Here is a 25,972-nt window from a genome sequence, read left to right as displayed (position 1 = left end):
CCTATGGCATGGCTTGACGCCGCTGTCACGCAGAGGTGTGGAGCTTGCGGCCATTCTTTGCTTACGGAATATGATGCAGCCACTTTTCCGTTGCGAATTTCTCCTCAACAAGTTGCTCAGCGGCTGCAAATTCTTCTGGCGTGATGGTGCCGCTGACGCCACCATTGAGTGAGATGAACGTCTCCGTCATCCGATCAATGACTTCGCGGCGTGGCAAGCCGGTCTGACTGCGCACGGGATCAACGCGCTTGACGGCACTTGCCGTGCCTTTGTCGGAGAGTTTTTCACGCCCAATGCGCAAAACCTTCACCATTTTCTCAGCGTCCATATCGTAAGCCATGGTCACATGATGCAGCACAGTTCCGCCGGAATAGCGCTTTTGCGCCGCGCCGCCAATCTTGCCCTTTGAGCTCGCAATGTCGTTCAATGGTTTATAGAAGGCATCAATTCCGAGTGAATTCAGCGATTTCAGCACCCATTCGTCGAGAAATGCATAGGAATCGGCAAAGCTCATATCGCGGACGAGATCGCCCGGCGCATAAAGCGAATAAGTGATCGTATTGCCCGGCTCAACAAACATGGCGCCACCACCGGTCACGCGGCGCACAGTTTCAACGCCCATTTCTTTAGTCGCCTCCATATCCACTTCATTGCGCAGCGACTGAAACGCGCCAATGATGATCGAAGGGCGTTCCCATTCCCAAAAACGCAAAGTCGGTGCACGACGTCCGGCAGCAACTTCGCGTGCCAGCACTTCATCAAGTGCAAGATGCATTGTAGGGCTTAGTGGCGGAATATCGATGATCTGCCATTCGTAATCGCGCCATGTGCGTGCAACACCGAGAGCGCGACGAACAGCGATTGCTACTGCCTCCGGGCTGAAACCGATCATGAAGGCATCAGTTCGCAAGCCTTTACGCACTGCATCGGCAATCTCTTCAGCGGATGCGGTTGCTGGCAAACCGAACAGTGAATCGCGAATATCGTCAAGGGCTTCAGCCGGCTCAAGAAAAAAATCACCGGCAACCTGAACGTTGGTTAGTTTGTTGTCCTGAACCTCCAGATCGATAACGACGAGCTTACCACCGTGGACCTTATATTCACCATGCATTTCAAACGACCTTGCTGACGATAAATATTCGAGCGCACTTTTGCGGATTCACTCGAAAAAGGGAATAACAAAGTAAAATAAAGGCGGGGGCTATTATCGCGTTAGCGCAAGCAGCCGTTTATATTCTGAATTCTATGAATGCTATTCGTGCTGTCAAAAAGCGAAATGGCCTGCGCTGTGATTACACAAAGCAGGCCATTTTAAACGGCTAATATTAAAGCGCAGCCAAACGAGATGCAGCGGTTTTGTCAGATGCTTTTTGCAGGCCTGAATCACGGTCGTATACGTCATTAAAAAAACGTACAGTTCCTGACGCGTCAGGCCATGCAGTGAAGTAGGCAATGTAGACCGGAACTGGATCGGCAACTTTCAGTCCACGTTCATTCTTGCCGAAATATTTGCTCAACTCTTCCACCGGTTTACCGAGAACTGCGGCTGCCATATCACGCGGACGTTCCAGACGAATACAACCATGGCTCAAGGCGCGCATATCGCGGCTGAAATAGGATTTCGCCGGTGTATCGTGCATATAAATGTCATGCTCGTTGGGGAACAAAATCTTAAGCTCGCCCAATGCATTATCAAGGCTCGGCTTCTGCCGGATGCCAACATGCGCCTTGCCTGCGGCAACAGCATTCCAGTTTACTGCACTGGCCGAAACCTTCTTGCCACCGACATAGACTTCATAGCCATTGCGGTCGAGATAGCTGGTATCGCGCATGACCTTGGGCAGCATTTCGTTCAGAATGATTGAACGCGGCACGCCCCAGGATGGGTTGAAGACAACAGTTTGCACCTTGTTGTAGAAGAAATAGGTCTGATGTGTCGGTGAACCGATCACCACATTCATCGCCAGTTTTTCTTTGCCATCTTCAAAATATTCAGCGCGATAGGATGGCTGATTGACCAGCACATAGCGCGAACCGAAATCATGCGGTAGCCAGCGCAGACGTTCCATCGAATAGAGAATTCGATCTCGCTTGATTGAATCCTGTTCGCCCTGAAGCGCTGCAATTGTATTCTTACCGATGATCCCATCAGGCGTACTACCCGAAAGTGTTTGATAATCCTTGATGGCTGCTGCCAGTTCGGGATCGTAAATATTCCGATCGGCATGCGCCTGCAACACACCGCGATGCTGCTCAATGTAGCTCGAAGGCGCGTGACGCGTGATAAGGGCTACAATCTTGGAAAGCTGATCACTGGTATCGCCGGGACGAATTGCCTTGTCGAGCGAAATGCGGATCGGCTCGCCCACTGGTGCTTCTATATTGGCCAATTCGCGCTTCAAAGCGGCATAAGCTTCGTTATTTGGCTGAAGGCTCTTCAGGTAAGCAACAGGATCGCGTTCAGATGCAAGCTTTGCAAGCACGGCCTTTGGATCGATGCGGTTGCGGGGAAGATCGTGGAAACCGCTCAGGCGGTCTGCAACAATACGACCCTCGCCTGCGTCAATGGCATAACGCAAAGCGCGCGCCGACATACGGATTTCAAAATCTGTTAGTTTCTGCTGGCGATCTGCAAGCTGTGCTTCATCAAAATGATCACCGGGAATGGAAACAGCATACTCTTCGGGATTTAAACCATCTTCATCCGACTGCGCAAAGAAGGCAGCGACATTGCGCGCTTTATCGACGGCCTTGTTATCGGCTGACCAAAGGAATGCGCGGTTTTCAGAATAGAAACTGACGATGGCTTCAGCGATTTGCTTTTCGGCCTTCACATCGACATTCTTGAGATAATCCATTGCGGCATCAAAGGCGCGTCGACCTTCTGTTTCGTCCGCTTTTTTTGCCACACGGATTGGCGACATGCCAGATGTCAGCGGGTCAATCTGCGTGGGTTCAACCGCTGCCGTCACCTGCATATCAAGAGCTGTGAAATCGACTTTGATCAGCGTATCGGGTTTATAATCATAGACCTGCGGTCCTTTGACAGTAACCCGCTGAGTGGGCGCTACAGTTCTCGGAACAGACACTGTGTTCGTGACAGGTGCTGGAGGAGCAACCTGAACCGGAGGCTGTGCGGGCGGCTGAACCTGTTGCTGACGGCGCTGCTGAAACAATTCTAGCAGAGAATTTGCGGCGTTCGCTTGCGCTGTTGAGAAAAGCGTCGATGCAGCGAGTGCAAATGCTAACGCATTGCGCAGATAAGGACCGCTTTTGCGATGATTATTCAAATCTCGATAGAAATGTCTGGAGAACTGCATTCTAACCGCCAATTCAGTGCGACCGCGAAGTCGCGTCAATCTTTGCCCATAGAATTGATGAATCTCGTATAGAATCTTTTAACGTTAACGCAATCTCCCAATTTTTTTATGTTGCTTCAGACGCGTTTCGATCTGATTTTATCAGATCACGCGTCGCAAGCATTTGTTTTAACGCGCATCTAATCCGAAAACCGGTAACCACTTTTCGGGATGCGCTTTTATCAATTTTTATTGAAAAGCGTTTTTGAGGACACATACGAAACGATTAATTCCCGATCTGCACAAAGTGCCGCAGTGGAATCGCTTCTGCATCACGCTAAAAGCCCCGCAGATTATATTACGGGCAAGCGAGGTACCGGAATGGCAGAAGCAAGCGCCGCCGATCTTTTTCCACTTGGCGAAGACAATACCCCTTATCGCAAACTGACTTCGGATCACGTGTCGGTCGATACATTCAAGGGGCAGGAAGTTTTAAGCGTCGATGCTGAAGGCCTGCGCATTCTTTCGGAAGCCGCCTTTGCCGATATTAATCACCTGCTGCGCCCCGGCCATTTGCAGCAACTTGCCAATATCATGAAAGACCCGGAAGCCACCGATAATGATCGTTTCGTGGCTTATGATCTTCTGAAAAACGCCAATATCGCAGCTGGCGGCGTTTTGCCGATGTGTCAGGATACAGGCACTGCGATTATTATGGGCAAGAAAGGTCGTCGCGTCTGGACAGAAGGTGGTGACACCGATGCTCTGGCTGCTGGTGTTCTGGATGCCTATAACAAGAAGAACCTGCGCTATTCGCAACTTGCGCCGCTGTCGATGTTCGAGGAGAAGAATACCAGGAACAATCTACCCGCGCAGATCGATATTTATGAAGAAGGCGAAGACGCTTATAAGTTTCTGTTTGTAGCCAAAGGTGGCGGTTCCGCCAACAAAACGTTCCTTTATCAAGGCACGCCATCGCTGATGACGCATGACCGCCTGATCGAGTTCCTCAAGGATAAGATCCTGAGCCTCGGTACTGCGGCCTGCCCGCCCTATCATCTGGCGATCGTTATCGGCGGCACCTCTGCTGAAATGAACCTCAAGACGGTGAAGCTGGCATCCACCCGCTATCTCGATAATCTCCCCACCAAGGGTTCGGAAGCGGGGCATGCTTTCCGTGATCTGGAAATGGAGGCCGAAATCCATAAGCTGACACAGTCACTTGGCGTCGGCGCACAGTTCGGCGGCAAATATTTCTGCCACGATGTGCGCGTCATTCGCCTGCCGCGCCATGGTGCATCGCTGCCAATCGGTCTTGGTGTTTCCTGCTCTGCAGATCGTCAGGCAAAGGGTAAAATCACCAAGGAAGGCATTTTCCTCGAGCAGCTTGAAACCAATCCGGCACAATATATGCCAGAGATTGACGAAGAAAAACTCTCATCGCATGTGGTCAAAATCGACCTCAATCAACCGATGGAGCAGATACTTAAGGAACTGTCAAAACACCCTGTAAAGACACAGCTATCCTTGACAGGTTCGATCATCGTAGCACGCGATATAGCCCATGCGAAAATTCGCGAGCGCCTGGAAAACGGCGAAGCCATGCCGGACTATTTCAAAAACCATCCGGTCTATTATGCAGGACCGGCCAAGACACCCGCCGGTTATGCTTCGGGTTCTTTCGGACCGACCACGGCTGGCCGCATGGATTCCTATGTCGATCAGTTCCAGTCGTTTGGCGGCTCAATGGTGATGCTCGCCAAGGGCAATCGCTCACGACAGGTGCGCGAAGCTTGTGGCAGACATGGTGGCTTTTATCTCGGCTCTATCGGTGGCCCGGCAGCGCGTCTTGCACAGGACTGCATCAAGAAGGTCGAAGTGGTTGAATACCCGGAACTTGGCATGGAAGCCATCTGGCGCATTGAAGTTGAAGACTTCCCTGCCTTCATCGTGATCGACGACAAAGGCAATGACTTCTTCAAAGAACTCAATCTTGGCTAACTAAAAAGGGGCGACTTTATTATAACGCGCATCTAATCCGAAAACCGCTTCACACTTTTCGGGATGCGCTAAAACCGCCCCTTTCTCTATCTCGGATCGCGTTTCAGACCTTTTTCCGCAAGTTCATCAAGGTAGGTTTGCCAAAGTGCGTCTTTGCCGCTGCCAAGCTTGTGGAGATATGTCCATGAAAACAGGCCGGTATCATGCATATCGTCAAAGGTAATGCGCACGGCGTAATTGCCAATCGGGTCCATGCGCATGATTTCGACATTGCGTTTACCGCCCACGGTCACACGCTGTTCGGGCGAATGTCCCTGCACTTCTGCAGATGGGGACAGTACACGCAAAAACTCGGCTGTGAGTTCAAATCTCTCGCCGCTATCAAAGGCCACCGTCAAAAGTCTGCGGTCTTTGGAAACGCGCAACTCGGTCGGCCAGACATCACTCATATTTGTTCTCCGTCATTTGGGCGGCTATGACTTGCGCAATAATAGATCACGTTTGCACGCTTCAGAATTGCGTCAAATCAATGAGATATTGATCTTCAGCGGTTAAGAGAAGTCAAAAAGGTTGAAGCTGCTTCATAAGCGCATAAACTGGACAAAGCGTTCAAGGAAACCTATCTCTATAACCAAGGTGCAGAATGGGCTCTGTATCGTGTGGAAACAATGGCTTATTTAATGCAAGGTTCTCAAACACTGCCTGTTGTTTCTCAAACCGGAGAAATGATTGATCCGTTTGGGCGCGCTGTCACCTATTTGCGCGTTTCGGTGACCGATCGATGCGATTTCCGCTGCACCTATTGCATGGCAGAACATATGACGTTTCTGCCAAAGAAAGATCTTCTGACGCTGGAAGAGCTTGATCGGATTTGCAGCGCATTTATAGACAAGGGTGTTCGTAAATTGCGTCTGACAGGCGGTGAGCCGCTGGTTCGTAAGAACATCATGCATTTGATCCGCGGACTGGCGCGTCACCTCAAAACCGGCGCTTTGGAAGAACTCACCCTCACCACCAACGGTTCACAGCTTGTGCGTTATGCGGATGAGTTGGCCGGATGCGGCGTGAGGCGAATTAATGTCTCTATTGATACGCTCGATCCTGATAAGTTCCGCACCATAACCCGCTGGGGCGATGTTAATCGCGTCATTGAAGGGATTGAAGCGGCGCAAAAGGCTGGCATTCGCGTTAAGATCAACGCAGTTGCGCTCAAGAACTTCAATGAATTCGAGATACCCGAGCTGATCCGTTGGGCGCATGGCCGCGACATGGATATGACGCTCATCGAAACCATGCCGATGGGCGAAATAGACTTTGATCGCACGGATCAATATCTACCGCTTTCACAGCTTCGCGCTGATCTTGGCAAGCAGTTCACACTGTCTGATAACTCCTACCGCACTGGTGGCCCTGCCCGCTATGTCACGATTAAGGAAACTGGTGGACGTCTTGGCTTTATAACGCCGCTTACACATAATTTCTGCGAAAGCTGTAATCGCGTGCGCCTGACCTGTACCGGCATGCTTTACATGTGCCTTGGCCAGAATGACGATGCGGATCTGCGAAGTGCTGTTCGTTCAAGCGAGAGCAACACTGTGCTGAGCGCTGCCATTGATGAGGCTATCTCGCGCAAGCCCAAAGGCCACGATTTCATCATCGACCGCGATCACAATCGCCCGGCTGTTGCGCGCCACATGAGCCTTACAGGCGGATAAATAATTTAAATCTATTGGCAACACATATGAATTGGACCTCATCCAAATCATACGATAGCGATATGGGATAATAGAGCGCTTCCCGATTTGATTGAATCATTAGAAACGCTCTATCTCCTTATTTTTACGCATTATCCTGCGCAAAACCGCTTCGCACTTTTGCTGGAAATGCTCGAAATCGGATTCTATATCGTGCCGCAGTCAGCAAATTTTCGTGCAAGCGTTTTCATGCTTCTCGCCATGGGCACATTCACCATTGGCGATTCCATTACCAAATATTTGCTGATCCATATGAACAGTGGCCAGTACATGTTCATTCGCGGAATATTTGCAACGATTGCAATCGGCCTGCTCGCATGGCGCAACGGAGCGCTGCGTAACCTGTCGATGGATAAGATGACGCTGTTGCGTGTGCTTGGCGAAGTGCTGGCAACCGTCACATATATTTATTCGCTCGGACATCTTTCGCAGGCATTCTGTTCCGCCGTTTTTCAGGCAACGCCGCTAGTCGTGACTTTTGGTGCGGTGCTTTTTCTGAACGAAAAGGTCGGCTGGCGGCGCTGGATGTGCATTTCATTTGGCCTGATCGGAGTTTTGATTATCATTCGACCGGGAGCAGATACCTCTACAAGCATTGCAGCCGTAGGGATTTTGCTTTCCAGCGTCTGCTTTGCAGCCATGCGCGATATTGCAACACGCCGTGTGCCGGCTCACGTCCCAACACTTTATCTCTCGACATTTACCGCCGGGGCGATTGCACTTACTGGTGGAGCGCTCACCATACCAATGGGCGGCTGGCAACCCGTTGGCATCGAGCCGATTTTGTTCATGGTTTTAGCGGCAGCGCTTTTGTTGATCGGCTATCATTTCATCATCATGGCGATGCGAGAAGGCGAAATATCATTTGTTTCGCCATTCCGCTATTCGAGCCTGCTATGGGCGATCCTTTTGAGCACTGTGATTTTCAGTGAGGCGCCAGATTCTTACACAATCGTCGGATCAATTCTTGTCGTGGGCAGCGGTATCTATATGGTTTACCGCGAAAACATTCTAAAAAAGCGTGAGCGCAACAAGAGCACCTTAGCCACCACGCCGACCGGAGTAGAGCCGTCGTGACAGAAAAGATGCCCCGCATCGCTGGTGTCATCATTGCGGGAGGTCAATCCAGCCGCATGCAAGCGGGCGGCCTGTCAGGTGATAAATTTCTGCAAAAGCTTGGCTCTCAAACAATCCTTGAGCATGTTGCAAAGCGGTTTTCACCGCAGGTCGACCAGATCTTTCTCAATGCCAATAGCCATCATGAGCGTCTCCCGAAACTCAATATCACAACGGTCGCAGATTCCATTTCTTCGCATGGCGGACCGCTTGTAGGACTGAAAACCGCGTTCGCATATGCAGCTGATTTTCCGCTGCTATCAAGTGTTGCAGCCGATAGTCCATTCCTGCCGCTCAATCTTGTATTGCGACTTCATGAACAGCAAGAGAAAACCAATGCCAGCATTGTGCTTGCCAGTTCCAATAGTCGCGTGCATCCAATTTTTGGCCTTTGGAAAACGGAACTATTGCAACCACTTATTGATTGGCTGGCACAAAGCGAAAAAGCCAGTGTATTTGCTTTTGCGCGCCATGTTGGATTTGAGGAGGTCGAGTTTCCACTGGTGGAAATTTCACCTGATGGCAAAACCTATGACCCGTTCTTCAACATCAATAGACCCGACGATCTTGTTGAAGCAAAGCTGCTAAATGAGGCAATCAAATGACCCAAAAGCTATTCGGGATCACCGGCTGGAAAAATTCCGGCAAAACCACAATGACTGAGAGGCTTGTTCAGGAGTTGACCAAACGAGGCTATCGCATCTCGACGGTTAAGCACGCCCATCATAATTTCGACATTGATCACGTCGGCACGGATTCCTGGCGGCACCGCAATGCAGGTGCTGCAGAAGTCGCAATCGTCTCATCAGCGCGCTACGCCATCATGCACGAAAATTTGGGCGAAGAAGAACCTTCACTGCAAGCGATTGTCGGCAAGGTAGCGCCTTGTGATCTGGTTCTGATTGAAGGTTACAAGCGCGAATCTCATAAGAAGATTGAGCTTAGGCGGTCTGGTGGTCATGACGGCCCACTGCTTTGCAATGATGATTCCAACATTGTCGCCATTGCCAGTGATCATATACTGAGCCACGAAAGATTGCCGGTATTTCAACTCGACGAAATTGAGAAAATTGCAGACTTCGTTGAACAAACCATGGCACTTTGAGGGTTTCACTACTGATTGCTCGTATGAGCGCAGAAAGCACGGTTAAGCCTGCTTTGATCAAGCCTTTTCTTTGAAAATACCCTTTCAACATGCACAATTAAATTACGCAAAGCATCTTGCCATTCGGTAAAAAATGGTGGGATTATAGCTTTACGGGCGGATGAATGGGCATAGACGAGAAAAAATATTGCGCGTTGTCAGCTCTCATATAAGTTGTAGAAATCAGGGAACACATTATCAGACCTGCGGCCGAAAATTCCACGTCGATAGTGTTCCTTAAATGCGGCTGAACCAGAAGAATAATCAGGGAACCAGCCAAAAACAAAACGAGAGGACTAAGAATGCGCGTTATTAAGCGTATCGCTGCGGCGACATCTGTAGCAGCACTTGCAATCACACTGAGCGGCATGAACGCGGGCATTGCCAATGCTCAGGAACCTCTGAAGCTCAAAATCGGTACCGAAGGTGCCTACCCTCCCTTCAACATGATCCAGCCCGACGGCACGCTGACCGGTTTTGACGTTGATATTGCCAAGGCACTTTGCGACGAAATGAAAGCACAGTGTGAATTTGTGACACAAGAATGGGATGGTGCAATCCCTGCGCTTCAGTCCGGCAAGTTCGATGCTTTCATCGCTTCTATGTCCATTACGGATGAGCGGAAGAAGCAGGTCGATTTCTCGAACAAGTATTATAACACGCCTCCCGGCATTGTCGCTCCCAAGGACACCGACATTAAAGGTGTGACCAAAGAAGACCTCGCAGGCAAGACGATTGGTGTACAGGTTTCGACCACACATGCCAATTATTCGGAAAAGACCTTTACCGACAGCACGATCAAGTCTTATCCAACGGCAGAAGAATATCGTCTTGATCTCGCAAATGGTCGTCTTGATGCTGTCAACGACGATAGCGTGACGCTGGGCGAATGGCTAAAGACGCCAGATGGCGCATGCTGCAAAATGGTTGGCACATTCCCACCAGTGATCGAGATTCACGGTCCAGGTGCAGGTGTTGCCTTCAAAAAGGGGCGCCCTGAGCTGGTTGAAAAGTTCAACGAAGCCATCAAGGCAATCCGCACGAATGGCAAGTACAAGGAAATCAACGACAAGTACTTTGATTTCGATGCCTATGGCGCGGAAAACTAAGAGTTTTTAATATTTAAGCGCCGGTTTACTCCCACGTAAACCGGCGTAATTATTTGGGCTATAATGAGAAACTTTCAAAACTTATCAAATCGCGTTTTCGCTATCGATTTGAAGCCCTCAGGAAGAGATTAGGCGCATGGAACACTACGCCACATTATTAAGCTTTGGTCCCGAGGGCTGGGGTAAAAGTATTGCTTGGGGGCTTGTCGTTACAATTAGCCTAGCGCTTGCAACGTTGCCCTTAGGTCTGATTCTGGGTTTCATTGTTGCTCTGGGTAAGCAATCAAGCGAATCCTCGATGCGACTGGCCAGCAATATTTACACGACAATTTTTCGCGGCCTACCGGAGCTTCTGACGCTTTTTCTTGTCTATTTCGGTGCCTCGCTCCTGCTTCAGCAATTGCTGAGCTTTTTCAATATCAATGCGAATATCGAGATCAATGCTTTTGTGGCAGGCATGATTGCGCTGGGCTTCGTGTTTTCGTCTTATTCGAGCGAAGTCTTCTTGTCGGCTTTCCGCGCTATCCCGCGTGGACAATATGAAGGCGGTTATGCGGTTGGTCTTTCATATTGGCAGACAATGTTCAAAGTCGTCCTGCCCCAACTGATCCGCATTGCGCTTCCTGGTCTCGCAAATCTTTGGCTGGTTCTGCTCAAAGACACATCGCTGGTTTCGGTAATCACGCTTTCGGATATTCTGCGTCAGACATCGATTGCTGCACGCGTCACCAAAGAACCATTCCTGTTTTTTGGCGTCGCCTGCCTGCTTTATCTGTCACTTGCAATCATCTCCTCTTATTTTATTAACCGCATCGCTCGCTGGGCTGATGCCGGTAATAATGCGTCACGGGGAGCCTGATCATGAGTGAAGTAATCTCTCCGAGCTCTGTAAAAGTTTTAGCACCGCCTCCCGTCAGACGAGCGTGGACTGGCACACGAATTGCCGGTCATATCATCGTTGCCTTCTGGGCCCTGATGTTTGTCGGACTTGCAATTTATCTCTACAACACCTGGCGCATTGATCTCTTTGAGACCTATGGACCGCGCTATTGGTCCGGATTGCTCGTCACATTAAAACTGGTCGCGATCTCGATCGTGATTGGCGCATTGTTATCGCTCCCGATCACAGCGATGCGTATGTCTCACAATCCCGTCTTGCGTGGTATTGCATTCGGCTATGTCTATTTCTTTCGTGGAACGCCACTGCTTGCGCAAACATTCCTGATTTATTACGGCTTTGGCACGTTCCGACCGTTTCTTGAGAGCGTCGGCCTCTGGGTATTTTTCCGCGATGCTTGGAACTGCGCAATTCTTGCCTTCTCACTCAACACTGCAGCCTATCAGGCGGAAATCCTGCGCGGAGCCATTCAGAGCGTCGCATTAGGCCAGTGGGAAGGTGCTGCGGCACTTGGCATCTCAAAGCGCGTGACATTCTGGAAAGTTATCCTGCCACAGGCACTCATCGTTGCCTTGCGGCCTTATGGCAATGAAATCATTCTGATGATCAAGGGATCGGCAATTGTTGCCATTATCACCGTGCTTGATCTGATGGGTGAAACGCGCCGTGCCTATTCACGCACATTCGACTTCCAGACCTATATCTGGGCAGCTGTCATCTATCTGCTGATTGTCGAATGCCTGAGACATATCTGGGACTTCCTCGAACGGCGGCTGACACGACATCTCATCCGTTAAATCGGTCTGAGAATTCGGCAAATAAAAGAAAATTTATCGCCCCCAGCAGCCTTGCAGCGACCGGGGGCGATCTGCTTTAAATATATGGAGTTATAGCACAGGCTATCGTGACTCTCCTCACCTGCAACACGCGCTGACAGCGACCTTGTCTGTTCTTAAGCATAAGCATTTCCTCCGGAGGCATCTGACAATGACTACAATTAAAGTGGCCTTCCTCGGCCTCGGCGTGATGGGCTATCCCATGGCAGGTCACCTTAAAAATAAGGGCGGCTACGACGTTACGGTCTATAATCGAACCCAGGCAAAAGCTGTAAAATGGGCAGAACAATTCGGCGGCAAGCATGCCGCCACGCCAGCAGAAGCCGCGCGAGATGCAGATTTTATTTTCTGCTGTGTCGGCAATGATGATGATCTGAGACAAGTGACAATCGGCACAGATGGTGCATTTTCAACGATGAAAAAAGAGGCTGTTTTCATCGACAACACGACAGCCTCTGCTGAGGTTGCGCGTGAACTTTATGCAGAAGCAAAAAGCCGTGGCTTTCACTTTGTCGACGCACCGGTATCCGGAGGTCAAGCCGGTGCGGAGAATGGCGTTCTTACCGTGATGGCTGGTGCAGATGTAGCAACATTTGATCGCGCCAAACCGATTATAGACGCCTATGCACGGTCCGTCGGCCTGATGGGGCCTGCCGGTTCAGGCCAATTGGCAAAGATGGTCAATCAGATTTGCATTGCCGGTCTTGTGCAAGGACTGGCCGAAGGCATTCATTTCGGTAAAAAAGCAGGTCTTGATATTGAGAAGCTGATTGCCGTTCTTTCAAAGGGCGCAGCAGGTTCATGGCAGATGGAAAATCGCCATAACACTATGAATGAAGGCAAATATGAATTTGGCTTTGCTGTCGACTGGATGCGCAAGGATCTGGGAATTTGCCTCGATGAAGCAGACCGCAATGGTGCGCTTTTGCCCGTAACAGCCCTTGTTGATCAGTTTTATAAGGAAGTTCAGACGATTGGCGGCGGACGCTGGGATACTTCGTCACTGCTTAAACGTCTTGAGAAATAATCTTCTAAAAAAGCGAAAAAGCCGGTCGGGAGACCGGGCTTTTTCTCATCTTGTTTATAAGATCAGAACTTGACCTTGGCTGTCAGCGACAATGCGCCTACAAAGTCATTGCCGAATTCACCTTTAGAACCAGTGGCATTTGGTACGCCATTGATCACGGTATCATCCATTTCGCCAGAGGTCAGCCAACCTGCGGCACCGGCGAGACGAACTTCGAAGTTCTCGGTAGCCTTATAGTTCGTCCCCAGTCCGAACAGCCAAATATCAGTCTGCGAAGTTAGACCTGTGGTTGTTCCGCGATCCCACGTAATGGTTCCAGCAGCCGACCATTGTTCGTTGAACTTATGTCCAACACCGCCACTAACAGTCCAGCCATCCTGATAGTACAGGTTCAAATTGGTAATGTTAGCTCCCTGCGGGACAACTCTACCCGGCACGACCTGAACATTGCTCGAAGCATTAAACGAAACGCGTTCAATGCTCGACCAATCTGTCCACTTGATCGAACCAAAAGCAAGCCAATCAGGTGCAATGCCGGTCTGGAGCTTAAGTTCTACCGACTGCGGCGTCGCAACGTCGCTTTCAACCGGAATCGAAATCGACTGCTGGGTGAAAGGATTGACTGCGAGGTTGTCAATGCTACCTGACAGATTGTACTTTACCTCGGACTGGTAAACGATACTCGCGCGAATTGCATATTCAGGAAGTTCGTACGCTGCACCAAGGCGCCAACCGACAGCCTTGTCTTCCACATCGAGCGAAGCAATACGGAAATTACCTGGGAACGGGAAGTTTGTTGGATTATTAAGTGGGTTTACGCCTGGAATCATACGGGTCTGTTCACCCTTCAACTCCTGATAGCTCACACCGCCAAGAATACGAAAAAAGCCTTTTTCGCCCGCGTTGAAGCGATAAGAACAGTTCAAGCCATAGTCATGCGATGAAATCTTCTGCTCAATGGCCGTGAACATTCGAATGTTGTCAGTGCCAACATCTGTCTCGATGCCCCAAGGCTGGCGATACTGGGCAGCACAGGCAAGATCATCTGTCAGATCAACTTTGGCAGAGAACTTTGGTACCCAATAGCTTTTTGCCTCATCCACTTCAGTAGCATAGGGCTGCCTTGTTATCGGGTTGATGCCACCCGTCGCGGTACCAATTGGACCACGAATATTTTTCAGCTTACGCTGTGGTGATACGAATGTGCCCGTCGTGTCGATGACTGTGCCTTGTTCAAACAGTATATCGAAGTCCTGTGAACTGCGCTCAAAGCCACCTGCATGCGCACCGATGGCGCTCCCCAGCAGAGCGGTTGCAATACCTGCTACTTTCAGGCTCTTAGCCATCATGAAACGTCCTCCCGAACAAATTAAAGTGAACCCGCTATTTTTACTTTGACGCAAACGTAAGACAGGAATGTTGCACCCTGCAAGATGCTTTAATTGACCAGCAGATGGGTAAAGAACCCACGTTTATTCGAAAATCCCCAAAAGATAGGTACAATTTCCAATTCTTCTAATTTTCTAAGCTGACTTCCCAAATTTAAGGCCATTTTTTGCCGCTTTTTAGCCTGTTTTGGAGCTTGTTGCCAAAGCGCAACAACGCTAAAAAACAATCGAAACAGCAGTTCGATCAGCGCCTGAGAACTATAAATTGCGATATTTGTCGGCGCGTTAATTAAAAACGCCCGGCAATACAAAATTGCCGGGCGCATGATTCGATATGCTCTCAACTCGAAGACTTAAATCAGCCTGCTTCGCGAATACGCGCTTCAGCCGTCGCGACGCGTGCAGCAGCGTCTTTTAGCTCTGCAAGACGTTCGCGTTCAGCCTGAACGACCTCTTCCTTGGCGTTAGCCACAAACTTCTCATTTGAGAGTTTCTTATCGATTTTTTCCATCTCGGCAGCAATCTTGCCTGCTTCCTTGGCCATGCGCGCTGCTTCAGCCTTAAGATCAATCAGGCTGCCAAGTGGAAGGCAGATCGTTGCTTCGCCATGCACCAGTTGCGCCGAGCCTTTTGGCGCTTCCTGTTCAAACGACACAGTTTCCACACGCGCAAGACGCTTGATTGCAGCGTCGTGACGCGCGAAACGATCAACAGTCGTAGCATTCGCTTCCAGAACGACGATTGGAGCCACAGCTCCCGCAGGAACATTCATTTCTGCGCGGACAGAGCGTATGCCCATCACGAGATCGACCAACCAGTTGATGTCAGTTGCCGATTCCTCATCCTCAAACGACAACTCCGGCCATTGCGCCAACGCCAGAACCGTAGCGCGCTTTGTTCCTTCACCTGCGGTCAGCGTCCATAGCTCTTCGGTCATGAATGGCATGAAAGGATGCAAAAGCTTATAGACCTGATCCAGACAATAGGCTGCAGTTGCCTGTGCTTCAGCCTTAGCAAGCTCATCATCGCCCATGAAAATCGGCTTTAGCAACTCCAGATACCAATCACAGAACTGGTTCCAGACGAAACGATAGGCAGCACTGGCCGCATCATTGAAACGGTAAGTCACAATGCCATCGGTTACAGATTTTGTTGCCTTCGTCAGTTCCGTCAAAATCCAGCGATTGACCGCAAGCTTTGCATCATCAGGCTTGAAATTCGGATCAAGCTTTACGCCATTCATCTGCGCAAAACGTGTCGCATTCCAAAGCTTGGTGCCGAAATTGCGATAACCGGCAATACGTGCCGGATCGAGTTTAACGTCTCGCCCTTGTGCCGCCATGATGGCAAGCGTGAAGCGCAGAGCATCCGCGCCATACTCATCCATCAACTCGATAGGATCAATGACATTGCCTTTGGATTTCGACATTTTGGCGCCGTGCTTATCGCGCACGAGAGCATGGAGATAGACTGTATGGAAGGGAACTTCCTCCATCAAATGCATGCCCATCATCATCATGCGGGCAACCCAGAAGAACAGAATATCGAAACCTGTTACCAGAACACTGGTCGGATAATAAGTCGCCAGTTCCGGTGTTTTATCCGGCCAGCCAAGCGTGGAGAATGGCCATAGACCAGACGAGAACCATGTATCCAGAACATCGGTATCGCGTTCGAGAGTCGTTTCTTCGCCATAATGGGTAAACGCTGCCGCCTTGGCTTCTTCTTCGCTTTTTTCGACAAACCACTGACCGTCCGGGCCGTACCATGCCGGAATCTGATGTCCCCACCAGAGCTGGCGCGAAACGCACCACGGCTGGATGTTTTCCATCCACTCGAAATAGGTCTTTTCCCAGTTTTTGGGGACAATCTGCGTGCGTCCATCACGAACAGCAGCCATGGCTGGCTTTGCAAGCTCGGCAGCGTTCACATACCACTGATCGGTTAGATATGGCTCAATCGGTACGCCACCACGATCACCGTGCGGGACCGCGTGCGTGTGATCTTCAATCTTTTCCAGATAACCCTGCTCATCAAGAATTTCGACAAGACGCTTACGCGCTGCAAAGCGATCAAGTCCGTCAAACTCTTTGATGACAGCATTGAGCTCCTGTGTCAGTTCCAAACCTTCCAGGAAATCAACATTGTCTTTCAGCGTGATTGCAGCCGAAGGCGTCAGGATATTGATTGTACGCAGTTCGTTGCGCTTGCCGACCTCAAAGTCATTGAAGTCGTGCGCAGGTGTAATCTTAACCGCACCAGAACCCGATTCAGGATCAGCATAATCATCGGCAACAATAGGAATTCGTCGGCCAACGAGCGGCAGAACAATGTTGTTGCCAACCGAGGCGTGATAACGCTCATCTTTCGGGTTAACCGCAACACCTGTGTCACCAAGCATGGTTTCAGGACGCGTTGTTGCAACGACGATAAAGGTATGCGGATTCTCGGGATCGAAAGGAATATTCTCCAGAGGATAACGCAAATGCCAGAGATGACCTTTAATCTCGCGGGATTCGACTTCAATGTCGGAAATCGCGGTCAGAAGCTTCGGGTCCCAGTTCACCAGACGCTTGTCACGATAAATCAGACCTTGCTTGTAGAGAGAGACAAAGGTTTCGAGAACTGCACGGGACAGCCCCTCATCCATTGTGAAGCGCTCACGTGACCAATCGCAAGACGCACCAAGACGACGCAGCTGATTGGAAATCATGCCGCCCGATTCAGATTTCCACTGCCAGATACGCTCAATGAACTTCTCACGCCCCATGGCATGGCGGTTCGGCTCCTGCCTTTCCATCAGCTGGCGCTCTACAACCATCTGCGTGGCAATGCCCGCATGATCCATGCCGGGCTGCCACAGAACGTTTTTGCCGCGCATACGCTCGAAACGGACCATAATGTCCTGAACCGTATTGTTGAGCGCGTGGCCCATATGCAGCGAACCGGTTACATTTGGCGGTGGAATGACAACAGCAAAAGGATCAGCGCCAGGCTTTGCACCCGCACCCGCCTTGAACGCCCCAGCGTCTTCCCAGCGTTCAGCGATTTTCGGCTCCACGGCCGCGGCGTCGTAAGTCTTCTCAAGCATGGAAATATCCGGTCATTATGCGGAATGAATTGATTGACGGCTCAATAGCAACTAACAGCCGACAAATCACCCAAAAAGTGAAAACCCGCCTGTGAGACAGACGGGTCAATTGGTTTAATATGATGCAGATGGACTAGCGTTCGCCTCGCACCACACGTTCGATTTCTTCGCGAACAAGTCTTTCGACAAGCGGCGGCAGATTGCTATCTAGCCAATCTTGCAGCATCGGGCGAAGCAGTTCAGAAGCGATCTCATCAAAAGAACGACGCGGTTCTGCGTGAACTGCGTGATTTAAATCCTGAAATGCTGCAGAAACTTTGCGCTCAGTGCCTTCCGACAAAATATGTGCCGCGATATGTGCTTTCAAGTCTGCAGGTTTGGCTTCAACTTGTTGCTGGCGCATGTCATCAGGCTGCGGAGCTTCATATGCAATCTCCGTTTCAAGAGTCGTCGGATTATCAGCTCCCGCCACAGGTTCCAAAACTTCGCTGCGATTGTCGTCATTTTGTGCGTCGAGAACGAAATCGTCTTCTTCTTCATCTGCCTCAGGTACTTCGTCTGTGAGGACGTCCTTCAGCGCTGGCTCTTCAATCGGGCCGCGCAATGTCATTTCCCCAGAGAAGATACCCGTATCTGGCTGAATGTCCTGAACAGTTACGGGCTTACGAAATTTTGCAACTTCGCTACGTGTCGAAAACGAAGGCGGAGCAACAAGGGGATGGCGCGAGACGTCGCTATCTTCAATGATACGGCGAATGGAAGCAAGAATTTCTTCCATTGACGGTTCACGCGCTGCGCTCGATGTTTGTGCCATAGCTGTCCGTCTTCCCTTATTGTCAATTGCCTACACAGGCAAAGAATCAATGGATTAAGGGTACAGAACCTTCGGTGATTTGAGAATCCCTGCACAGGCATGTGCAATCCGAACCCACAGCTTTATCATTTTATTAAGAATTGCCAGTTGCCGTACGAATCAAAAAACGGCGCCATTGGCGCCGTATTTGTATTGCTCATCACACCTGTGCCTTAACGACCATCTGGCGTGCGCAATCCGAACCACTTGTCTTTGACAGCATTGTAATGCTCTTCAGGCTTATACTGTGCAACTTGCAACTGCATATCCTGCGCAGTCATACGGCCACTTGCATTCAGAAGAGCATAACTTGCAACAATCGAGTCATGTTCAGCTTGAACAAGTGCAATCTCAACGGTCACAAGTTCATTCTGTGCATTCAATACATCAAGCGTGGTGCGCTGACCAACTTTCCGTTCTTCAATGACACCATCAAGAGCCAGTTGTGCTGCAGAAATTGCGTCGCGGTTTGCCTTGACGGAAGCGCGCGCTGCCTCAAGCTGCGACCAGGCGGAACTAATTGCCTGACGGACACGGTCCTGAATGATGTCAACTTCGATACGCGCCTGACCAAGCTGTTCTTTCGCTTGACGCACCTGCGCCGATGAACGACCGCCCGTATAAATTGGAATGCTTACGCCTACGCCAACCGAAGCAGAGTTACCATCGCCAGCATTTGTGCCAGCATAGGTATCAAGGTGGCTGGCACTTGCCGTCAGGCCAACAGTTGGCAACAAAGCGCCTTCCTTAGCCTTCACGTTGTAACCCTGCGCATTAACTGCATATTGTGTAGCCAGAATGCCTGGATGGATCGAAACCGCATTTGCGTAAGCTGCATCAGGAGAACGTGGCAGGTTTTTTGCAGCAGGCGCGACAGCAAGACGATCCGGCTGAGCGCCAATAATCTGAACATAGGTTGCTTCGGCTGACTTCACGTCTGCACGTGCTGAATTAAGCTGTGCGACAGCGGTCGAGCGTTGCGATTCAGACTGTGCGACGTCGGTCCGCGTGCCTTCACCAACGTCAAGGCGCGCACGAGACGCACGCACTTGCTCGTTCAACGCTGCAAGGTTCTTTTCACGAAGGGCTGCGATCTGACGAAGCTGATAAACATTCATATAGGCCTGAACAGCCTCCAGAAGTGTGTTTTGCTCGTCATTGCGAAGATTTTCTCGCTGCGCAAAAACGGTTGTTTCTGCAGCTGCGACGTTATTCTTCGTCTGAAAGCCATCGAACAGCATCTGGTTTAGTTCAATGCCATAAGTACCAGTGGTTCGCGTGCCACCTACAGGTGTTTTGCCACGACCAACATTGTAATTGCCGGTGACCTGCGGACGATAGCCCGATTTTGCAATTGCAACATTTTCATCTTGAATGCGCACGCCTGCTCGCGAAGAGTTAAGCGTGGAATTGTTTTTATAAGCCTTGATAAGAGCGCCGGTCAGCGTCTCTGACAAAGCAGCCTGTCCCGATAATACGGTGCCCGACAGAAGGATTGCCGCTGCCATAAGTCCTTTGCACGCTTTGAACACCGTATACCTCATATCAGAACAAACGAATCTATAATCGAACCAGCCGGTTCGGGAAGACTTAATAACGTGTAAATTCCGTTATTTCCATCTTTCCCGCCAGTGCTTTCACAAACAATTTCCGCATCGTTGCAGAATTGCCCCACGCGCTGGATTAAAACTCGAACTGTTCAATTCGCTCAAAACCAGGGAGCGGACGAACTGCCGTATTGAAAACAGTACGCCCCGAAGCAATCCCGTTTTCTTTTACATAAATCCGCGCAATTCCGGCATTTCCACGCCCTTCGACGACGACCAGACGGCCACCCTCTTTGAGCTGATTGAAAAGTACTTCAGGGACAAAATCAACTGCACCCTCAATGAAAATTACATCGTAAGGCGCTTCCGAAGGGTAGCCTGCATTCAAAGCACCTGAAACGATCACAACATTGTCATGACCGAGTTGCTGCAAACGAGACGTCGCTACGGCCGATAATGCGGAATCACTTTCCAGGCCAATGACCGAACCTGCAAGCTCAGAAAAGATTGCCGAAGAGTATCCTGTGCCACAACCAACATCGAGAACGACATCGTTCTTGCTCACTTTTGCAAGCTGTACCAGCTTTGCAAAAGGTGATGGTTCCATCAGATAGCGTGGAGCGGTGCCTTCGCTTTCAAGCAGCTGATCTTCGTCGATATAGGCGAGAACCTGACGGTTGACCGGCACAAAAGCTTCACGCGGAACGGTCAGAAAAGCATCAATGACCCGGAGGTCCGTAACATCCGTGGTGCGTATCTGATTATCGACCATCTTCGTGCGAAGATCCTGGAAATCGGCTACCATAGCCATGCCTTACATCCTTCTTTATCGCAACCATGCGATGAGTTTGATCTGGTCCCCTTTACGAGCACCATAAATGAGATTTGCCGATGATGTGGCAAAAATCAGCCTTGCAGTCAATCAAACACAAGAAACCCATTGGGCACTGCAACACTTGGTCGCCTGTCCCGTATAATCTTTACCAAAAAGCCGGACCATTTATCAGCCCGGCAATTATGCTTCGAGTGTCTATCTTACAAATCACATTATCGCGTGATCGTCGCCGAATAACCCGCAGCGGCTAGCGCATTGAGTGCGTCTTGCTGCGACGCAACGCTGTCGAAGGCGACCTCTTTCTTGTCGAGATCAATCGTGACCGACGCTGTTTTATCAATCTGATGCAAAGCACTCGTAACGCTTTTAGCGCAGCCGCCGCAGTTCATCTTAGGAACAGAAAAAACGACCATTCAAATTACTCCTTGCTTGAACGGAAGCCACTATGCAGCTTTCCATCGTGGTAAGGTCAAGCAGACATTTTCATTGGTGTATAATCCGACCTGAGCGAAACGAGGATCAACACGAATGTGATCAACGCAAAAGACTTTAGAGCGCCGGTCTGATAAAATCAGATCGAAACGGGTTCTAAGGAGCTTCGCAGCTTTCCGGCACACTCTTTTCGATTTCCATAGGCGATTTGGTCAAAGAGCCGGTCATAATCTGCATAGGCTTATATGGTGGTTCTTCCTGCATCCCCGGATTGGTCATACGGATCGTGTAGCAGCCGGTAAACACCTGCTTGTTGCCATCTTCACTCTCAGACTCAATTGCGATTGGCAGGCTCCAGTAAATCTGTCCTGCACCCGGATCTGGATCCGTCTTGCGCACAGCTACCTTAACACTCTTGGTACCCTCATAGCCTTTGGCAAATGTCTTAAAGTCCGGTTCCCGCCCCTCTTCCGAATAATATCCGTAAGCGCGCGTATATTCCTTGCGATTGATCGCATTGTAATAGGACTCGATCAGTGCCTGCGGTGTTGATCGATCATCGCGATAATCAGGCACTATAACGCCATCCGAAGCGTCCTGTGTTTGCTCCGATGGTTTAGTTTCCTCGACAGGCTTCACCTGTTCCTGAGCAGGAGCCGCCTTTTTCGGCGCATCCTGTGCTGAAGCAGCAGACATCAAAACAATCGTGCTGAAAACGCCCGCAACTCCGGCACGTATCAAAGGCTTCATGCGCTTTATCGACATTCGCTTTTCCTCTTCCAGCAATTTTTTGTTGCAGCACACCAAGTTGTGTAAGCCCGTTACGGCGGCACTCCGATTTGGCGTCTTGCAGTAATGATGTTACAACACTAACTATAGTAAAAACGTGGCAATCGCGAACAAAAGCGCTTTGCTGCAGACAGACTGAATGATTCTGCAGTCACAAACCAGCATAACACCGGAAGATATAAAAATGGGCCGTTTCTCCGTCTTGACGCTTACCGATGCAGCCGCAGCGCGCGTTAACGAAATCATGGCCTCCCGTGAGGGCGCGTTGGGCATTCGCGTCGGCGTGAAAAAAGGTGGCTGCGCCGGTATGGAATATACGATTGACCTCGTCACAGAGCCAAAAGCCGGTGATGATGCCGTCGAAAAAGACGGTGCTAAGGTCTATATCGCGCCGGAAGCCGTGTTGTTTCTGCTCGGCACGCAAATGGACTTTGAAGTCACAACATTGCGCACCGGATTTGTTTTCAACAATCCGAACCAGACATCGGCTTGTGGTTGCGGGGAATCTGTCGAGATACAGCCTGCATCCGCCGAAAGCCTGCGTCATATTCAGGGTGCAGCTTAGAGCATAATCCGACCGGAGTGAAACGAGGATCGATAAGATTATGCTTAAAGTAAAAGGAGTTGAGACGCGCCGATATGGTGAAATCAGATCGAAACGCGCTCTAAATATAAATGGACGACCAATCACTTCGAGAACTTTTTGAAGGTTTGGGTGCAATCAGCATTCGCCGCATGTTTGGCGGCAAAGGCATTTATCATCAGGGTTTGATCATAGCGCTTGTCGTTCAGGATGAGCTATTGCTGAAGGCCGATGCTGAATCCGCACCGGCCTTCATGGAAGCTGGTTCAAGGCAATGGAGATATAATGGTAAAAAAACCGGAAAACCTGTTGCAATGCCTTACTGGAGCGTACCGGATAATGCCTATGACGATCCTGAAATCATGACGGATTGGGCACGTCTCGCATTTGCTGCAAGTCTTAGAGCGGTTCTCGTTAAATAGAATTTTAAGAACCGCTCTATCTATTTGTTTGAGCGCATTATCCTACGCAAAACCGCTTCGCACTTTTGCTGGAAATACTTTAGAACATCAACCCAAAAAGTAAAACGCCGATCCGAGTAATCAGATCGGCGTTTTGATTATTTGTTTAAAATTATACCCCTGTCGGGATCAGCATGAATGCTGGAATATCGTTACCGAAGCCAATCGGTACCGGACCATCATCGTCATCACGATCACGACGACGCTTGTGATGATCGTTTTGCGGCCTGCCCCGACGATCATCATTTGACGTTCGGATCGCATCGCGGCGCTCTTTGATTTCGGTAATTACCGGCTGCGGCTCATCTGCCTGAACAATCACAGGTGTTTCGACCTTCTGCTTATCTTTTGACTTGCCCTTGGCGTCTTTAGCTTTGCCACGAGCATTCTTGCCTTTGCGTGACGTATCGTCAGATTCGTCTGCTGCTGGCAAGGTTGAAAGATCGCCATCGTGCCATTCAATTTTTTCAGCAATCATAGATTCGATTGCCGATAAGTACTTCGTGTCGGAAGACGTCACGAGCGTAAAGGCTTGACCGGAACGTCCTGCGCGTCCCGTACGTCCGATACGGTGCACATAATCTTCCGCATGAATCGGAACATCATAATTGAAGACATGGCTGACATCAGGAATATCGAGGCCGCGTGCCGCAACATCAGATGCAACGAGAAGCCGTAACTTGCCTTCTTTGAAACTGGCAAGCATGGCCATGCGCGCACGCTGATCCATATCGCCATGCAAGGCACCGGCATCAAATTCATGACGAACAAGCGAACGGAAAAGCTCAGAAACATCTTTTTTGCGATTGCAGAAAATAATCGCATTTTTGATCGCATCGCCTTCGGCGCGGATCAGATCGCGCAGCGCAGCACGCTTGTCCCAATCCTTACGCCCCGATTTAACCAGACGCTGCGCGACAGTCTTTGCCGTCGAAGAGGCCTTCGCCACTTCAATACGCGTTGGCGAATGCAAAAACTGTTCGGTCAGCTTGGTAATTTCCGGCGGCATAGTTGCCGAGAAAAACAATGTCTGTCGGGTGAACGGTATCATCTTGCAGATGCGCTCAATATCAGGAATGAAGCCCATATCAAGCATACGATCAGCTTCATCAATAACCAGGATTTCCACGCCAGTCAGAAGTAGCTTACCACGCTCGAAATGATCCAGAAGTCGACCAGGCGTCGCGATCAACACATCTGCGCCGCGTTCCAGCTTACGTTCCTGTTCGTCAAAAGATACGCCGCCAATCAAAAGTGCCACGTTGACCTTATGATTAACGCCATACTTTACAAAATTCTCTTCGACCTGCGCTGCGAGTTCGCGCGTCGGTTCAAGAATAAGGGTCCGTGGCATGCGGGCACGTGCACGGCCCTTTTCCAGAAGATGCAGCATCGGCAGAACAAAAGATGCAGTCTTACCCGTGCCCGTCTGGGCGATGCCAAGCACATCCTTGCGCTCAAGCGCAGGAGGAATAGCTCCAGCCTGAATAGGTGTAGGTGCAGTATATCCCGCAGCTTCAACAGCAGCGAGCACTTTCGGGGAAAGACCGAGTTCGGCAAATGTCGTCAATGGAGGCGCAGCTCTCTTTTTTTGGAAATGAATTCCACCCATCCTGTTAATGACAGCCGCGTCAATCGGCGCAGGAACCAAGGCAGGAAAAGGCGTCTGCAACGCAATAAGCGTTTTCTTGTAGCATCGCCTACGTCCCCAGCGTGCAAAAGTCAACTAAAATACCCGCTAAGAATATAGAAACACCTATTTAGCTGTATTTTATTGTGTTTCACCCAAAGCTAATGAGCCAATTTACTGAATTCACAAATAACGAGAGCATGTCTTCCAAAAGTGGAAACCGGTTTTGAGTGAAAGACATGCGTAAAAACAAAGAATTAAATTCTGTGATATGAATACGATAAAACCAACACGTTTTAATGCCTGAACTGTTCTGTTAAAATTCGTTCATCCCAGGAATGATTTTGATCAAATAAAATAGCAACCTGACTATCCGGGTCTTCACGCACAGTTACCGATTTAACTGATTTAACTTCATTATTGTCAGCAACAGCATTCACCGGTCGCTTTTCTGTTTCAAGCAGATCCATCCGCACAGTTACGTGCTTCGGTAAGAGCGCGCCACCCCACCGGCGCGGACGAAACGGACTGACCGGCGTTATCGCGAGCAAGGGCGCCTCAAGCGGCAGAATTGGTCCCTGTGCCGAAAGATTATAGGCTGTAGAGCCTGCGGGCGTTGCGACCATGACTCCATCGCAAACAAGTTCCTCGAGTCTCATCTTGCCATCAATAGTGATCCGAACCTTTGCCGCCTGATAGGACTGCCTGAAAAGTGATACCTCATTGATTGCCAGCGCTTTAAACGGCGGAGCATTTTCAGTCTCGGCAATCATTTCAAGCGGGCGGATCGTTTCTTTCTGTGCAGCGAGAATTCGTGCAGGCAAATCCTCAACGCTGAACTCATTCATCAGGAACCCGACGGAACCGCGATTCATGCCATAAACGGGTACGCCACTGTTCATGAAATCGCGTAATGCTTGCAACATGGTGCCGTCACCGCCAAGCGCCACAACAACATCAGCATCCTCAGCCGCGACATGACCATAGCGCTTCACCAGCTCTTTCTGAGCATCGAGTGATTCTTCTGTTCCCGATGATAAGAAGTGAAGCGCCAAAGATATATCGCTCATATTAATCCGTCCCCATGCGCCCAAAAAGGTGCAGTTTCCACAGGCTTGATGGCTATCATATGCAAAACTTGCTGACTATCACCCGTTCAATGTGAATTTTCGCTTTACA

At 50.0% G+C, this 25,972-nt stretch carries 24 protein-coding genes; 11 read left to right on the top strand and 13 right to left on the bottom strand.

Annotation, left to right across the window (positions count from 1 at the left end; all coding sequences use genetic code 11):
* Nucleotides 1-61: 61 nt before the first annotated feature.
* Both CEV31_RS11240 and CEV31_RS11235 read right to left on the bottom strand, forming a co-directional pair.
* Nucleotides 62-1,111, bottom strand: coding sequence for a lipoyl protein ligase domain-containing protein (locus CEV31_RS11240; protein ID WP_094507123.1), 1,050 nt, complete (start codon nt 1,109-1,111; stop codon nt 62-64).
* A gap of 214 nt (nt 1,112-1,325) precedes the next feature.
* Complete coding sequence (locus CEV31_RS11235) at nt 1,326-3,320, bottom strand: L,D-transpeptidase family protein (RefSeq protein WP_094507122.1); 1,995 nt, start codon at nt 3,318-3,320, stop codon at nt 1,326-1,328.
* Between the two features lie 360 nt (nt 3,321-3,680).
* On the opposite strand from CEV31_RS11235, the gene CEV31_RS11230 reads away from it, so the two are divergent.
* The gene (locus tag CEV31_RS11230; protein ID WP_094507341.1) at nt 3,681-5,300 is read left to right on the top strand and encodes a fumarate hydratase; all 1,620 of its coding nucleotides are present in this window, start codon (nt 3,681-3,683) and stop codon (nt 5,298-5,300) included.
* Nucleotides 5,301-5,386: 86 nt separating this feature from the next.
* On the opposite strand, the gene CEV31_RS11225 is transcribed toward CEV31_RS11230, so the two are convergent.
* Nucleotides 5,387-5,749 (bottom strand): gamma-butyrobetaine hydroxylase-like domain-containing protein, encoded by a 363-nt coding sequence (locus tag CEV31_RS11225; RefSeq protein ID WP_094507121.1) that lies wholly within the window; start codon nt 5,747-5,749, stop codon nt 5,387-5,389.
* 231 nt (nt 5,750-5,980) lie between these two features.
* On the opposite strand from CEV31_RS11225, the gene moaA reads away from it, so the two are divergent.
* From moaA to CEV31_RS11185, 8 genes are all read left to right on the top strand, one after another.
* A complete protein-coding gene (moaA, locus tag CEV31_RS11220) occupies nt 5,981-7,015 on the top strand; it encodes a GTP 3',8-cyclase MoaA (protein WP_094507340.1) in 1,035 nt (344 codons plus the stop codon).
* Between the two features lie 228 nt (nt 7,016-7,243).
* Entirely contained in the window at nt 7,244-8,131 is an 888-nt protein-coding gene (locus CEV31_RS11215) for a DMT family transporter (protein WP_094507339.1), read from the top strand.
* An 8-nt stretch (nt 8,132-8,139) separates the two neighbouring features.
* Nucleotides 8,140-8,775 carry a molybdenum cofactor guanylyltransferase gene (mobA, locus tag CEV31_RS11210; RefSeq protein WP_094507338.1) on the top strand — a complete coding sequence of 212 codons (636 nt, stop codon included), beginning with the start codon at nt 8,140-8,142 and terminating at the stop codon, nt 8,773-8,775.
* Nucleotides 8,772-9,275: a molybdopterin-guanine dinucleotide biosynthesis protein B gene (gene mobB / locus CEV31_RS11205; protein ID WP_094507120.1), complete on the top strand. Its 504-nt coding sequence runs from the start codon at nt 8,772-8,774 to the stop codon at nt 9,273-9,275. Before mobA ends, mobB begins: the two co-directional genes overlap by 4 nt.
* Nucleotides 9,276-9,616: 341 nt before the next feature.
* Complete coding sequence (locus CEV31_RS11200; RefSeq protein ID WP_094507119.1) at nt 9,617-10,423, top strand: ABC transporter substrate-binding protein; 807 nt, start codon at nt 9,617-9,619, stop codon at nt 10,421-10,423.
* Nucleotides 10,424-10,559: 136 nt separating this feature from the next.
* Nucleotides 10,560-11,282 carry an ABC transporter permease gene (locus CEV31_RS11195; protein WP_094507118.1) on the top strand — a complete coding sequence of 241 codons (723 nt, stop codon included), beginning with the start codon at nt 10,560-10,562 and terminating at the stop codon, nt 11,280-11,282.
* Nucleotides 11,283-11,284: 2 nt separating this feature from the next.
* Nucleotides 11,285-12,118: an ABC transporter permease gene (locus CEV31_RS11190; protein ID WP_094507117.1), complete on the top strand. Its 834-nt coding sequence runs from the start codon at nt 11,285-11,287 to the stop codon at nt 12,116-12,118.
* A gap of 190 nt (nt 12,119-12,308) precedes the next feature.
* Nucleotides 12,309-13,184, top strand: a complete 876-nt coding sequence (locus CEV31_RS11185; protein ID WP_094507116.1) for an NAD(P)-dependent oxidoreductase — start codon at nt 12,309-12,311, stop codon at nt 13,182-13,184.
* A gap of 62 nt (nt 13,185-13,246) precedes the next feature.
* Here the strand turns inward: CEV31_RS11185 and CEV31_RS11180 are convergent, their stop codons facing one another.
* The 8 genes from CEV31_RS11180 to CEV31_RS11145 all read right to left on the bottom strand — a co-directional run bounded on the left by CEV31_RS11180 (nt 13,247) and on the right by CEV31_RS11145 (nt 22,095).
* A complete protein-coding gene (locus CEV31_RS11180) occupies nt 13,247-14,530 on the bottom strand; it encodes an OmpP1/FadL family transporter (protein ID WP_268876337.1) in 1,284 nt (427 codons plus the stop codon).
* A gap of 92 nt (nt 14,531-14,622) precedes the next feature.
* On the bottom strand, nt 14,623-14,898 hold the full coding sequence (locus tag CEV31_RS11175; protein WP_094507115.1) for a hypothetical protein: 276 nt from the start codon (nt 14,896-14,898) through the stop codon (nt 14,623-14,625).
* Between the two features lie 32 nt (nt 14,899-14,930).
* On the bottom strand, nt 14,931-17,663 hold the full coding sequence (locus CEV31_RS11170; protein ID WP_094507114.1) for a valine--tRNA ligase: 2,733 nt from the start codon (nt 17,661-17,663) through the stop codon (nt 14,931-14,933).
* 133 nt (nt 17,664-17,796) lie between these two features.
* Nucleotides 17,797-18,477, bottom strand: a complete 681-nt coding sequence (locus CEV31_RS11165; protein ID WP_094507113.1) for a PopZ family protein — start codon at nt 18,475-18,477, stop codon at nt 17,797-17,799.
* Nucleotides 18,478-18,689: 212 nt separating this feature from the next.
* The gene (locus CEV31_RS11160) at nt 18,690-20,060 is read right to left on the bottom strand and encodes a TolC family outer membrane protein (protein WP_094507112.1); all 1,371 of its coding nucleotides are present in this window, start codon (nt 20,058-20,060) and stop codon (nt 18,690-18,692) included.
* 139 nt (nt 20,061-20,199) lie between these two features.
* Nucleotides 20,200-20,868, bottom strand: a complete 669-nt coding sequence (locus tag CEV31_RS11155) for a protein-L-isoaspartate O-methyltransferase family protein (protein ID WP_094507336.1) — start codon at nt 20,866-20,868, stop codon at nt 20,200-20,202.
* A gap of 242 nt (nt 20,869-21,110) precedes the next feature.
* Nucleotides 21,111-21,311, bottom strand: a complete 201-nt coding sequence (locus tag CEV31_RS11150) for a heavy-metal-associated domain-containing protein (protein ID WP_094507111.1) — start codon at nt 21,309-21,311, stop codon at nt 21,111-21,113.
* Nucleotides 21,312-21,486: 175 nt separating this feature from the next.
* Nucleotides 21,487-22,095 carry a Cif family virulence factor gene (locus CEV31_RS11145; RefSeq protein WP_094507110.1) on the bottom strand — a complete coding sequence of 203 codons (609 nt, stop codon included), beginning with the start codon at nt 22,093-22,095 and terminating at the stop codon, nt 21,487-21,489.
* 208 nt (nt 22,096-22,303) lie between these two features.
* Between CEV31_RS11145 and sufA the strand changes: the two genes are divergently transcribed.
* Together sufA and CEV31_RS11135 are read left to right on the top strand one after the other, a co-directional pair.
* Nucleotides 22,304-22,684, top strand: a complete 381-nt coding sequence (sufA, locus tag CEV31_RS11140; protein ID WP_094507335.1) for a Fe-S cluster assembly scaffold SufA — start codon at nt 22,304-22,306, stop codon at nt 22,682-22,684.
* Between the two features lie 110 nt (nt 22,685-22,794).
* Nucleotides 22,795-23,124 carry a TfoX/Sxy family protein gene (locus tag CEV31_RS11135; protein ID WP_094507109.1) on the top strand — a complete coding sequence of 110 codons (330 nt, stop codon included), beginning with the start codon at nt 22,795-22,797 and terminating at the stop codon, nt 23,122-23,124.
* Nucleotides 23,125-23,275: 151 nt separating this feature from the next.
* Here the strand turns inward: CEV31_RS11135 and CEV31_RS11130 are convergent, their stop codons facing one another.
* Together CEV31_RS11130 and CEV31_RS11125 are read right to left on the bottom strand one after the other, a co-directional pair.
* Complete coding sequence (locus CEV31_RS11130) at nt 23,276-24,733, bottom strand: DEAD/DEAH box helicase (RefSeq protein WP_094507334.1); 1,458 nt, start codon at nt 24,731-24,733, stop codon at nt 23,276-23,278.
* 356 nt (nt 24,734-25,089) lie between these two features.
* On the bottom strand, nt 25,090-25,863 hold the full coding sequence (locus CEV31_RS11125) for an NAD kinase (protein WP_094507108.1): 774 nt from the start codon (nt 25,861-25,863) through the stop codon (nt 25,090-25,092).
* Nucleotides 25,864-25,972: the final 109 nt, after the last annotated feature.

The organism is Brucella thiophenivorans (assembly GCF_002252445.1).
GTDB classification, from domain to species: domain Bacteria; phylum Pseudomonadota; class Alphaproteobacteria; order Rhizobiales; family Rhizobiaceae; genus Brucella; species Brucella thiophenivorans.
This window is presented reverse-complemented; position numbering and strand designations above follow the sequence as displayed.